Annotated in this window: 5 protein-coding genes; all 5 read right to left on the reverse strand. The window is 61.9% G+C overall.

Features of this window, described 5'->3' with window-relative positions; translation table 11 throughout:
* A partial coding sequence (locus tag EOC93_RS08265) for a sulfotransferase (RefSeq protein WP_127204336.1) occupies positions 1–1,517 on the reverse strand: 1,517 nt, incomplete at its 3' end.
* Positions 1,518–1,573: 56 nt separating this feature from the next.
* Entirely contained in the window at positions 1,574–2,254 is a 681-nt protein-coding gene (locus EOC93_RS08270; protein ID WP_095485704.1) for an outer membrane beta-barrel protein, read from the reverse strand.
* Positions 2,255–2,470: 216 nt separating this feature from the next.
* Complete coding sequence (locus EOC93_RS08275) at positions 2,471–3,232, reverse strand: heme ABC transporter permease (protein WP_127204337.1); 762 nt, start codon at positions 3,230–3,232, stop codon at positions 2,471–2,473.
* 97 nt (positions 3,233–3,329) lie between these two features.
* Positions 3,330–5,102: a glucan ABC transporter ATP-binding protein/ permease gene (locus tag EOC93_RS08280; RefSeq protein WP_127204338.1), complete on the reverse strand. Its 1,773-nt coding sequence runs from the start codon at positions 5,100–5,102 to the stop codon at positions 3,330–3,332.
* A gap of 360 nt (positions 5,103–5,462) precedes the next feature.
* A complete protein-coding gene (locus tag EOC93_RS08285) occupies positions 5,463–14,024 on the reverse strand; it encodes a glucoamylase family protein (RefSeq protein ID WP_127204339.1) in 8,562 nt (2,853 codons plus the stop codon).
* Positions 14,025–14,213: the final 189 nt, after the last annotated feature.

Raw genomic sequence — 14,213 nt, forward strand, 5'->3', positions numbered from 1 at the left:
GGCGTGCGCACCGTGCGCTCGGTTTCGTGGAAACGAAGACACGCATCGTCCCATTCGACGGCAAGGAATCCGATCAATCCGCGGGCTTGGGTCTCGAAATCAGCCACCGTTTTTTCGTAGGGCATGTCGTGGATGGCAAGCGGCACGACCTTGGCCCAATGGCGCATCAGGCGATCATATTGCCGGTAATACTGCCCAAGCTTGGTCAGATCGGCATTGTAGCCGTGGGTATCGGAGAAATTGTGCATGAAACAGGACGTGCAATTGTCCATCGGGTCACGCCTGCAGTGGACGATGCGGGCATTCGGCAAAATCAGGCTGATGAAAGCCAGCAGCTCGAAATTATGCGGCATCTTGTCGACGACACACGCCGCCTTGCCGTTGCGCTTGTTGAGATGGTCGAGATATTTCGAGCCAAGCTCCCTCGCCTTCGCCGGTGTGAGCGCCGCCATGGCCTTGGCGAAAATCGCCGGATCAAGCTGGTCGAATCCAAGTTCGCCGGCCAATGAACGGATGGTCGGCAGTTCACCGGCACCATGGATATCGTGATGGCTGGCGCATATTTGCTCGGTCAACGTCGTTCCTGAACGTGGCATACCGACAATGAAGACCGGCCGTTCGGACGGATTGCCGAATTTTGGCCGCGCTTCGAAAAAACCGGCGTCGAAAGTCTCGATGAAACTGTCATAGAGCCGCGTGTGCAGGGCAATGTCGAAATCATTGCCGGAGATTGCCTTGGCCCGGGCGAAATGGTGGATAGCCAGGCGATACTCGCGCTGGTCGTTGAGGATTTTTCCGGCGGCGTGATGCAGGATAACCCGCTCGCGATCGGTGGTCATCGACAGTTCGAGGCGGCCCCGCACCAAAGCCAGAGCTGGATCGCCCTTGACGGCCCGACGCGCGAGCGCCAGCCCGGACAGCGCCTCGACATTCGCCTTGTCGATGGCGATGGCGCGGCCAAAGCATTCGACCGCCTCGGCTTGCCGGCCCATGTCGGTGAGCAACTCGCCCATGCCGACAAGCGCTGTCAGCGACTGGCCGTCGACCGCCAGTGCACGGCGATAGAAACCCTCGGCGATGTCGCCCTCGAGCTGGCTCCGGTAGGATTTGCCGAGATTGCATAAGGCCTCGACAAGCCGCCCGTCGAGCTCGATCGCTTTTTTCAGCTGTTTGCGCGCCTGCTCGATGTTGCCGACCAGGTTGTAGGCGTTGCCGAGATTGTTGCGGAAAATGGCGTTGCCCGGTTCGAGCTTGACCGCACGCTTCATAAAGTCGATGGCCGTCTCAATTCGTTGGGCCTCGATCGCCAGCGTACCCATCAGATTGAGCGCCATGGCATTTTTGGGCTGCCGGCGAAGCACGGTCTGATAGCAGAACTCGGCTTCGCGAAAGCGCTTACGGCGCTGCAGGTCGATACCGCGCTGCAACGTCTCCGGCGCCGACTCGCCGGCGGCCGGGAGAAAGTCCTGGACCATGGCCGGTAGACCGACAGGCTGCCGGCGTGGCAAGAGCGGCATGCTTCACCCCCAATCGCCTGCAACGGCAGTCAGCCTTCAGCAAGAATTCGAAGCAATCAGAATTTGAATGTAACGCCGAGCTGCAGATTGTGGGAATTCAACTTCCCGTCCGAGAATACAGCATCGCCTTCGCGGGAGGAATCGAAGTCGACGGCGGAGACGGCCTTGAACCTGTAGCCGAAATCGAGGTCGATATTCTGCGCCAGCGCGTAAGTGACGCCGGCTCCCACCTGGCCGGCAAAACCCCACCCACCAGATCCGTATCCATATTCGTGACCGCCCCAGGTTGTGTCGGCGGTCACATAGGCGGCGCCGATGCCGCCGCCGACATAGAGCTTGGCATCTCCAAAATGAGCAACGTCGGCCCAGACGTTAGCGAGCAGATAGGTGGCGGACAAATCGCCGTCAGCCGGATACCCGTGAAAGATACCCTCGTCATACGTACTCGCCTTGTATCGCGCATAGGACAGTTCGCCTTCGACGCGGAACACATCGTTGAGCCGCTTACCGACGACGCCGCCGATCACGAAGCCGGTGTCGAAGTCCATCGAAAAGTCATTGTTGTAGGTGTCGGAATGCGTTTTCACGTCATTCGGAAAGCTGGCGCCACCAAACAGTGTGACATACCAGAGATCCTGGGCCGCCGGAACTTCGACCGCCGCGTCGGCGGCATTGGCTGAGTTCCAGCCAAGCGTCAAGGCTATTGCGGAGACACCGGCAAGCAGACGCACTTTCATCGACAAAATCCCCCACGACAATTAACAGGCAAATATAATGCATCACTTCCGGTGCATGGCTTAGCTGTCAACAGTGAAAACGGGGTGGGATCGAAGTTATAGAGATCGCTGTTGCAGCATTGCAACATGCCTACTTCGGCCAGTCACAGACAATGTTGACGGCAGACACGTGGTTGTCGGCGAATTAGAGTGAAATGACGGCCAAGTCAGGCGCCTCTAATGGTGTTTATCGGCCTGCCGGGCCGCAACGCGGCGCATGGAAATGACACGGCGACGTCGGATTTCCGTGCGCATCGCCATCAGATGCAGCGCGAAGAACAGCACGGTAAAGCCCAGAGCCATCACCAGCAACGGCCGCAACAGGCTGGGATCGATGGTCGGCCCGCCGAGCCGGAACACCGAAGCCGGCTGATGCAGCGTGTTCCACCAGTCGACCGAGAATTTGATGATCGGGATGTTGATGAAGCCGACCAGGGTGATGATTGCGGCGGCCCAGGCGGCGCGCGCCGCATCGTCGAGTGCCCGCGTCAGCGCGATGATGCCGAGATACATCAGAAACAGCACGAAGACCGAGGTCAGCCGCGCATCCCACACCCACCAGGTGCCCCACATCGGCTTGCCCCAGATCGAACCGGTGATCAGCGCGAGCGCTGTAAAGACGGCGCCGATGGGTGCCGCCGACTTCAGCGCGACATCGGCCAGCGGATGGCGCCATACCAGCGTGCCCAACGCGGAAACCGCCATCAGCGTGAAACACATCATGGCCAGCCAGGCGAAGGGCACATGGATATACATGATGCGCACGGTGATGCCTTGCTGGAAATCCTCCGGCGCCGCGAAGCTCATATAGAGTCCGGCGGTCAGGAGGAGTGTGGCGATGGTCGCCAGCCATGGCACTACCCTGTCGGCCAAACCGACAAAGCGCGTCGGGTTGGCGAAATCCATCCAGCCGCTGAGGCGTGAAGTCAGGTCACTCATGCGGCTTTACATAAACCGGCGACGCGTTTGGGGCAATCGAGCGGTGGTGTCGCAGGCGGGCTTTCCCTTCTCCCACAGGTGGGAGAAGGGAAAGAACTCAGGCGGCCTCGTCCGTGATGGTGCGGCTGAGGCGGCGGACTTCCTCGTCGTTGAGCAAGCCGCCGGCGCGCAGCAGGCTGGCGAAGCGGCCATTGCGCATCGACAATTCGGCAAACCCACCCATTTCGACCACCTTGCCCTTGTCCATGAACACGACCAGATCGGCATCGCGAACGGTGGTCAGGCGGTGGGCGATGATGAAGGTGGTGCGGCCGCGCCGCAATTCGTCAATCGCTTCCTTGACGCGGTCTTCCGTCTCGACATCGAGCGCGCTGGTCGCTTCGTCGAGCACCAGGATGGGCGAATCCTTCAGCACGGCGCGCGCGATCGCGATACGCTGGCGCTCGCCGCCCGAAAGCTGTCCGCCGCGTTCGCCGACGACCGTGTCATAGCCATTGCTCTTCGACAGGATGAAATCCTGCGCGGCTGCGGCATTGGCGGCAGCGTGGACCTCATCATAGGTCGCCTCGGCGCGCCCGACGCGGATATTGTCCTCGATCGAGCGGTTGAGCAGGCCCGCATCCTGGAACACCGTGGCGATCGAGTGGCGCAGCGACTTGCGGGTCACCGTGCGGGTGTCGATGCCATCGATCAGGATGCGGCCGCTGGACGGCGCAAAGACGCGCTGCAAAAGATTTATGAGCGTGGTCTTGCCTGCGCCCGTCGGACCGACGATGGCCACGGTCTGGCCGGCGAGAACTTCGAACGATACGTCGTTCACGCCCTGGCCCGAATTGGCGAATTCGAAGCTGACGTTTTTAAAACGCACATGACCCGTGACGTTGCCGAGGTCACGCAACCCGTCCGGCTCGGCGGCGTCGGCCGCCGAGTCCTCGAGGCGGTAAAATTCCTCGAGCTTGGCCCTGGCTTCCGAAATCTGATTGGCGAAGGCCGACATCTGGTCGAGCCGGGCAATCAGCAGCGTGGCAAAGCCGGTAAAGGCGATGACGTCACCGATACGCAATTGGCCATGCATGACCAGATAGGAGCCGATCAACAGCACGACCATCATCGAAATGGTCGACGACAGGCGATGCAGGGCGTTGGCCAATGCCCACCAGTCAAGCACCGGATATTGGGCATCAAGCAGATTCTTGACATAACGCTTCAAGGCGTCGGTCTCGTGGCCGATGCGATTGTAGCTCTGCAGCACGGCGACATTGCTGACCGAGTCGCTCACATGCGCGAACACCTTGTGAAAGTGCCGCTCCACGGACGCTTGGCCTTCCTTGGTACGACGCATCACCAGCCGCCCGATTCCGACGTAGAGCGCACCCAGCGCCAGCAGGACCATCGACATGCGAATATCCATGCTGATCGCCGTCGGCACCAGCAGAACCAGCGCGACAACAGTGGACAAATGCTGCCTCATGAACTCGAGCCAGAGGCTGAACAAGGTCTCGACCGCGCGCAGAAGCGTATGCAGGGAATTGGAGGTGCCGCGCTGATGATGCCAAGCAAGCGGCATGGTGATCACGCGCTCGAATGACTGGCAAAGGACCTCGCTGCGCCGTGCATGGGCAAAGCGGTCCGCGCCGCGCGCCACCAGAACGAAGGCGACGACGTTGAAGACGCCGATACCGGCCCACACGCCGAGCGTCGAAAAGACCGAGCCGCCGTCCGAAATAGCATCGATCACCCGTCCGAACATGATCGGCTCAAGGATGGCGATAATGGCAAGCGCGATGTTCGCCCCGCAGATAAACGCCACGCGTTTCCTGTCGGCAGCGAGATAACCGAGCGCTCTCCAGTAGATTTGCAGAAGGGACACTTCAGCTACTCCGGCAAATTGTTATTGTGCACTGCATCATTTTCTGACTCGTACCCGTTGACGTGTCGCGAAACAATGCTCGTGTACCCCTTCAGTTCCCAATTCGCGAACAAAAGATGGCGACGCTGCGAAATCTGTCGTGATCACCTAACAGTTTGAGAAAAAAGGTAAAATGTCAGCCTTACGGCAAAATCATGGCAGGCTGCAAGCACTGCCGCAATTTTAATCAGCAAATGGTTATGTATGAGTTTCTAAAGCCTGCATCGGCTTTTCGGAAAGCTGACGCGCGGTAGAATTGCTAGAACATCCTTAAACAACGCGCGTCCCCAAGATGTGTAAAGACGCTCCAAATCCTTGAAACTACGCCGGTATCCTGACGACCACTTCGGCCTTGTCGCCGGCTTTCGGTTCGAAAGACGAAGCCTTCGTCTTTTTACCATCTATCTCAAGAGAGATGGCTTTGACCTTGGCGTCACGGACAACGCGAACCCTGAGCTCGGCCCCAAGCACCTTGAGGGTTGCCGCATAACCATCCCAATGGCTGGGGAGTTTCGGCTTGAACTGGATGCGCGCTCCCCTGCGCTCAATGCCGAGGATGCCTTCGACCGCCGCGCGATAAAGCCAGCCGGCCGAGCCGGTATACCAGGTCCAGCCGCCGCGGCCGCCCTTGCCTTGCCCGGCATAGACATCGGCGGCGACCACGTAAGGCTCGACGCGGTAGTGCTCGGCAGCGGCCTCGTCGAGCGCGTGGTTGACCGGGTTGAGCATCGAGAAACAACGGTAGGCATCGTCGGTGCGCCCCATTTCGGCGAGCGCAATGACGAACCATGACGCCGCATGGGTGTACTGGCCACCGTTTTCACGGACACCCGGCGGGTAGCTCTTGATGTAGCCCGGGTCCCTTTCCGTCTTGGAGAAGGGCGGGGTGAAAAGCTTGACGATCTTGAGCTCGTCGTCGACAAGCATCTTCATCGCCTGCTGCATCGCCGTCGTCGACCGCGCTGGATCGCCCTCGCCCGACAGCACACTCCACGACTGGGCAATCGAGTCGATCTTGCACTCCTGTGAGCCGCGCGACCCCAGCGGCGTGCCGTCGTCGAAGCTGCCGCGACGATACCATTCACCATCCCAGGCCGTGCTTTCCAGCGCTCGCTTCAGCACGTCGGCGTGTTTTGTCCAGGCTTGCGCGCGCTTGGTGTCGCCTTCCGACTTGGCGACAGGCGCAAAGTCGCCCAGCGTCTTCAGCAGGAACCAGCCCAGCCAGACGCTCTCGCCCTTGCCGTGCTCGCCGACACGGTTCATGCCGTCGTTCCAGTCGCCACCGAGGATCAGCGGCAGTCCGGCGGGGCTGCTGCGCTTGATGGCAAGGTCGAGTGCACGCGCGCAATGATCATAGAGTGAAGCGGTCTTCTTCGAGATCTCCGGGGTGAAGAAGGCATCATGCTCGCCTTCTTCCAGCGGCGGCCCGTCGATGAAGGGCAATTGTTCCCTGAGGATCGCGGTGTCGCCGGTCACCAGCAAGTAGCGTGCCGTGGCATGGGCGAGCCAGACCACGTCGTCGGAAATCATAGTGCGGACGCCTGCCTCGGTGCGCGGCAGCCACCAGTGCTGCACATCGCCTTCGGGGAATTGCCGCCGCGCCGCGTTGAGTATCTGGTCGCGCGCCAGTTTCGGATCATGGACAAGCAGGGCCAGCGTGTCCTGCAACTGATCACGGAAGCCAAAGGCGCCGCTCGCCTGGTAAAAGGCGGAGCGGGCGCGGATGCGGCAGGCAAGGCTCTGATAGGGCAGCCAGTGGTTGACCATGGCGTCGAGCGCCTTGTCCGGCGTCTCGACCTGGATGGTGTCGAGAAACCCTCGCCACGTGCGTTCATTGTCAGCCAGCCGCTGATCGAAATCTTTGCTGCTATGGCGCTGCACCAGGGCGCTGGCTTCCTCGGCAGAAGCTGCATCGCCGAGCAGCCAGAGCAGCGTCACGTCGCCGCCGGCAGGGATGTCGATGTCGCGTGCAATTGCAGCACAAGGATCATCGCCGGCCTCGACGCGGCCCGATAGGCTGGCGCCGTTGAGCACGGCATGCGGAAGTTCGCTGGTGCCGTGCCGGCCGATGAACTCACCGCGGTCGGCCGTCACCGAATGAGCCGCGCTGTCGGCGGCCAGGAAGGCGACCCGCTCGCTGAAGTCGAGTCCGTAGGGATTTTGCGCCAGCAACGCGCCGGTCTCAGCATCCCTGGACGGAACGATGGTCGCCGCCGTGCGCGAACGATGGCTGCCAAGGACCCATTCCGCATAGGCATAGACGCGCAGGCGCGCCGGCACCGAACCGGAATTCTGGATTCGCAATCGGGAGATTTTCACCGGATCGACAGGATCGACCACATGGGTAAGATCCATCGACAGCGGCCCGCGCGTCGAACGGAAGGTCGAAAAACCCTGCCCGTGCCATGTTTCGTAGGTCATGGCAGGATCGCGCACCACGGCGGCCAACGGCGAGAACGCCCGGCCGCTGGCATGATCGTAAATATAGATGCCCTCGCCGGGCCGGTTGGTGACCGGGTCGTTCGCCCACGGCGTCAGTTGATAATCGCGGCTGTTTCGGCTCCAGGTGAAGGCAGCGCCTTCAGCCGAAACATGGAAACCGAACGAGGTGTTGGAAATGACGTTGATCCAGGGCTGCGGCGTCGTGAGCCGCCCTGCAAGGCGCACGACATAGTGGCGTCCGTCGCCCTCGAAGCCGCCAAAACCGTTCCACTGGCTGAGCCCGCTGCCGTCGGCACTGCCTTCGATCGAGGCTTGGGCAGCCAACGCCTGCGGGGCCGGCGAAGACGGTTCACGAAGCGCTGCTGCATCCGCTGGTTGCAAGGCGTCCCGCGCTTGCAGCGCAGCGGCCTCGGCGCGCTCGATTTGATCGAAGATGGTGCCGTTGCGCGTGTGCAGGACGACGCGGGCGACGGCGAGCAGCGTCTTGTAGGTCGTCTCGTCCATCAGGTCGCGGCGCACCGCGAAGATGTGCTGGCGGGGTCCAAGCTCCTTGCCGCGCAGGCGGCTGTTTTCGCACAGCGTCTCGACCGCCCGTTGCAGGTCCTGGACGTAGGATGAAGCCTGCTCGTTGACGACGACAAAGTCGATCATCATGCCGCGGGCGCGCATATATTCCTGGAAGCGGAGCGCCTGGGCGACGATCTCGAGGTCGGCGACATCGCCGATCCTGACCAGGAAAATCGGAAAATCGCCGGATATGCTGGTCGGCCACAGGCCGGACTGCTTACCGAGCCCGGAAGCGATCGATTCGGCCGGAAGGCGCAGGAACGGATCAGGATAGATCAGATAGCGCGCCAGATTCTGCACATTGGCGGCATCGGCAAGGCTGAGACCGAGATGACGGGTCTGCACCTGCGAGCGGGTCCAGGCGAGCATCGCCTGGCGGGCGAAGGCTTCCGGATGATCGAGCCGCGCAATGGCGTCTTCGAGTTCGGCGCGGTTGGCGCCAACGGCAGTCCAGAAGGTCAGCGAGATCTTCTTGTTGGCCGGCACGCGCACCTGTCGGCGAAGCGCTGCGACTGGATCCAGCGTGAAGCCAGAATGGCCGCCAAGCTTGGCGCCGGGATCGAAGGCGGCAGCCTCGACAATGGTGCGGCCGCGGCCGATGAAGGCGCGCCGGTCGGTTTCGGCCTCGGCGTCGCGCGTCGACCCAGACGGGTCGGTAACGAAATGCGCCAGGGTGACGTCAGGCTCGTCCGTTTCCCGCTTGCGTCTTGTGGCGAAGATCGCCCCGTTATTCGCAGCGATCTCGGTTTCCACGAACATTTTCGAGAAGGCCGGATGCGCGTTATCGGATGCCTCTGAGCCCAGCACCAGTTCGGCAAAGGAGGTCACCTCGATATGCCGGTCGACCGGGCCGTCATTGTAAAGCGTCACCCGCCGGCCTTCGCCGTTTCCTTCCGAGATGACGATGCATTCGACCTCCGAACGCAGTGATCCCACCGATTTGACAAAGCTCGCCTTGTCATCCGAAAAAAGCGTCTGCACCTCTTCGCCGGTGGCACGCTTCGGCTCGGCGGTGGCCGACCACCAGTCGCCGGTGCCGGCGTCGCGCAGGAAGATATAAGAGCCAAGCCGATCCTCGGTCGGGTCCGGCTGCCAGCGCGTGATCGCAAGCTCGCCCCAGCGGCTATAGCCAGAGCCGGTCGCGGTGACCATGACCGAGTAGCGGCCATTGGACATGACACTGGTCGAACGCAGCGCCTTGAGCGGGTTGAGCACGATGCGCGTATCGGGGCTCTCGACTTCCGTTTCGTCCTTCGACCGTTCGTCGGCCTCGGTCCTGACGGTGGCGGTCGGGATGTCGCGCGGCGCCCTTTCCTGCAGCAGCAACTCGGCCGACTCGATCACCGGATCGCTGTGGAAGCGATCGCGCAGGCGTCCTTCGAAGATGGCGTCGGCAACGGCGGCGATCGACATGCCGGAATGGTGGGCCATGTAGTTCAGCACGACGACATGATCGGTGCCCTCCGGCACGCGCTGCGGCGTGAAATCGACCGCATCGTAGAAGCCGTGCCGGCCAAGGGCGCCGAGCTGCCTCAGCCTGGCCAGGTTCTGCACCGATTCACGCGGGGTGAACTGCGCCGCCAGCACGGTCGCATAAGGCGCAATCACCGTGTTCTGGCCAAGACCTCGCTTCAGGCCGAGCCCAGGCACGCCGAAATTGGTGTACTGGTAAGTCAGCTCGCGGTCGCGGGCGTTGTAGGCCGCTTCCGAAATCCCCCAGGGCACGTTCTTCGAGCGGCCGTACTGGATCTGGCGCTTGATGATAAGCTTGCTGGTCTGGTTGAGGATCGAGCCTTGCGGCTCCTTCATCACCAGCGGCGGCATCAGATACTCGAACATCGAGCCGGACCAGGACATCAGCGCGCCCTTGAACCCGATCTCGACGATCGGCCGGCCGAGGTGGAACCAGTGCTCGGTCGGCAGATCGCCCTTGGCGATGGCGAACAGGCTGGTCAGCCGCGCCTCGGAAGCCAGGAGGTCGTAGCAGCTTTCGTCGAGCTGATGCTCCTCGACCCGGTAGCCGATCGACAGGAGCTTGCGTTCCTTCCGCATGAGGAAGGAGAAATCCATCTCGAAGGCGAAGCGGCGCGTGCGCTCGCGCAACGAAAGAAGCTTGGCCCGCAAGGCTTCGACGGCATTGTCGTCGCTATGCGCGTCATGAACATGCGCCTCGCAGGTGGCTTCCAGCCTTGCCGCCCAGTCGGCGATGGTGTCGCTCTGTGTCGATGCGGCCTCGGTATGGATGGCGATGGCGAGCTTGCGGATCTCGCCGGCCAGAACGGCCAGGTTGATGGTGCGGATCGATGCCATCTCGGGCTGTGCCTTGATCGATTCGACCGCCCGCCGCATGCCGTCGAGGCGATCGGCGAGCCGTTGGCGCAACGGCCGCAACTGACGGCGGTCGTCAGGCAACTCCGCCAGGCTTTCGTCGAGGATCGTCACCGTATCGAGGATGCCTTCGAAATCGCCCTGAAGGTGGACCGCAGGCGCTTCCGCCCATTCGGCGCAGGCTGCTGCCACCGCCACCAGATGGCCGGCGAGATTGCCGCTATCGACGGCGGAAATGTAGAGCGGATAGAGCGGCTTCAGCGTCGTCGTGTCATACCAGTTGAAGAGATGGCCGCGTTCACGCGGCATGCTCTCGATGGTCGACATCGTGGCGTCGATGCGGGTGGTGGCGTCGGACAGGCTTATCCAGCCGAAATCGCGCGCCGAAATCACCGACAGGAGATAAACCCCGATATTGGTCGGCGAGGTGCGGGGCGCAACGACGGGCGCCGGACTTTCCTGGAAATTGTCGGGCGGCAGATTGTGATGCTCGGCCGTCACGAAAGTCTCGAAATAGTGCCATGTGCGCCGCGCGACCGTGCGCAGCGCATGGATGTCGGCCGCCGATATGCGCAAGCGATCCTCGGTTTCGGCCGAGCGGCTGATCCAGAAGGCGAAGGCCGGCGAGCCGATCCAGAACAGCGCGAAGAAGAAAGCGACGAAAGCTCCGGTGGAATCGGCCAGAACGGGAATTGCAAGGCCGACGACGCCGATAATCACCGCGCCATACATCATGCCGTAGTAGGAGCCGAGATCATTGTCGCCGTTCTTGTGCGCCTGCGAGGCCGTGCGCCATTCGAGCAGGTTCTGCCGACTGACGAACAAGCGGTAGAGCGTGCGAATGATAGCGTCGCCCATCATCCAGGCCAGATGCGCCATCAGCACGATCTTCAGAGCCACCAGGGCGGTGCCGAAGACAACATCGCGTGCCAGTGCCGAGAAATGGCCGCGCGGTGTCTGGTCGCCGCTTTTCGGCAGGATGGCGTGGATGATGTCGAACGTTGGCGCCATGAACAATGTGAGGATCAGCAGCGCCTGCCATTGCGCGGCCTGTGTGAAGGGCAGCAGCGTCCAGCCGGCGATCGCCGCCATCACCCAGAAGATCGGCGTCAGCGAGCGGCGCAGATTGTCGACCATCTTCCAGCGCGACAGCGCCGGCACGCCAGAGCGCGGATCAAGAAGAAAGCCCAGAAGCTGCCAGTCGCCGCGTGCCCAACGATGGTGGCGCGATGCGTCGACCGAATAGCGGGTCGGATAGTCCTCGACCAGTTCGACGTCCGTGACCAGCGCCGCGCGGGCCAATGCCCCTTCGAGCAGATCGTGGCTGAGGATGGTGTTTTCGTCGATGCGGCCCTTCAGCGCCGCTTCGAAGGCGTCGACATGATAGAGGCCCTTGCCGGTGAAGGAGCCGTCGCCGAAGACATCCTGGTAGATGTCCGAGACGGCAAAGACGTAAGGATCGAGGCCGCGATTGGCGGAAAAGACCCGCTGGAAGAAGGATGCGTCGTCGCCGCTGGTCAATGATGCGGTGATGCGCGGCTGCAGGATGGTGTAGCCGGCGGTGACAAGGCGCTTTGTGACATCGAAATGCGGGCGGTTGAGCGGATGGCAAAGCTTGCCAACCAAACTGGCGACGGCATCGCGGGTGGTGCGTGTGTCGGCGTCCAACGTCATCACATGGATGACGTTTTCCGGCAACGGCACATCCAGCGGCAGGAAGGTGGTGTCGCTGTCACCGCGCAGCAGAAGATTCAGTTCGTGCAGCTTGCCGCGCTTGCGTTCCCAGCCCATCCAGGCGCCCTGGGATTCATTGTAGAGCCGCCGGCGGTGCAGGACGTAGAAACGCGGCGCGCCTTCGCTGGGATAGCGGGCGTTCAACCGCGCGATCTCGTCGCGAGCATATTGGAGGATCTCAATATCCGCGGCATCGATTTCGGTCTTCGAGTCCGGCCAGTCAGAAAGCAGAGCGAAATGGATTTCGTCCGCCGTGTTGGCCAGGTGATGCACTTCGATGTTGCGGATGTTTTCCTCGACGTCGTCGCGCGAGCCGATCAGCGACGGCACCACCACCAGCGTGCGCGCCTCGGGCGGCATGCCGCGTCTGTAGTCGTAGCCGACGAGGCGCGTCGGCTTGAGGAACAACGATACGACAGTGTTGAAGAAGGCAAGCGCGCCTTCGCTGGCCGGCACGGCAAACAGCGCCAGCATCAAGGCGATCGACGGCACGGACAGGCCGAGATTGGCAAGGGCATTGCCGGAGACGAGCAGAAGCAGGACGGTCAGCGCGAACACCGGCACGACAATGCCCAACCATCCGGTTTTGCGGAACGCCCGTTTGGTCGTGACGCTGACGGTCGGCCGATAGCCGATCGCCTTTTCCAGTTCCAGCCGGCGCGGGCCGACCAGGAAGAACCCGACGTCGGTGTGAGCGGTCGGACCGGTGCCGGAAGTATCGGCGACAGCGGCGTGGCCGGCAAGTTCGATCGCCTTTTCGGCGACGCGGAATTCGGAACGATCGGAGCGGCGCGCCAATTCCTCGATCGCGGTCCGGTACTGGTCGCGCGAGAAGAAATCGAGCGCGGCGAAATCGGTGCGCTCGCGCAGCAAGGTGTCGATGCGGCTGACGCCTTCGAACCAAACCGTCCAGTCGATATCGTTGATGAGTCTGAGGCCGCGGATGATGTTACCGGTGGTTACATTGCCACCAGACAGCGTGCGATGCTCGCTGATGATGATTTCCTCGGCATCGGAGCCGGACTCTTCAAGCTCGCCCTCCAGCCATTCCAGCGCCCTGCCGGCATTCTGCGACCCGTCGCGCAGGCGGTAGAGCAGTTGGGTGGCGAAGGTGGTGTCCTGCGCATGGGCTACGTAGTTCGACAGGATCGCCTGACGGTCGGCGTTGTCGTCGATCGCCAGCACGCGATCGGCAACCTCGTTGGCAATCTGGCGCATCTGCCGGGTACGATTGACCCGGACCGCGATCCGGCGAAGATTTTCGATCAGAACGAAGCGCAGCAGCGATGGCAGCGCCCAGAGTTCGCCGATTTTCAGCGGCTCGACGGACTGAAAGCCTTCGACGATCGCCTTGAACATGGTCGCCGAGACGGAACTGTCCGAATGGGCGACGTACGTCCAGGCCAGCGCAAGGGCGCGCGGCACGCTGGCGCCGTCGGACAGCTTCAGGGTCGGCAACTGCCGATAGAAACGGCGCGGCAGGTCGCGTTTGACCTGGAAGATGGTTTCCTCGACCAGATAGTTGTTGTCGAGCAACCATTGCGCCGCCGGCGTGATCGTCTCGCCCCTCGCCTGCGCGGCATTGGTCGAGCGGTAGACTTCGAGGATCTTGCTGGCGCTGTCGCGGACGCGTGGCTGGAAATCGAACGGCTCCAGGCCGAACAGATCCTTGACGTCACCCTCGGCGAGGCTTGTACCCAGCGTGCGCAGGCGCTCTTCCGGCAGGAAATTGGAGCGTATCGGCTCTTCGGTGATGGCCGGGAAGCTCGCGCTCGTCTTTTCCATTTGGGTGGGGTTCGTCTGGATATTCATTGAAAATTCCGTATGGGGGACGCATAGCGGCGTCACCGCCACGGCAATGTCCCTAAAACCGATTCAAATGCAATTGGTTGCATCGAAACACGGGCCGAAAGTTTGTTTTCGCACCACAACTTTCAGACGTTCACCCCTTCGCTCCCGTCGGGACTTGATCGACGGAAGGATTCGGGCTTTTTCGTGATG

This window comes from Mesorhizobium sp. M6A.T.Ce.TU.002.03.1.1 (genome assembly GCF_003997275.1).
Lineage (GTDB): Bacteria > Pseudomonadota > Alphaproteobacteria > Rhizobiales > Rhizobiaceae > Mesorhizobium > Mesorhizobium mediterraneum.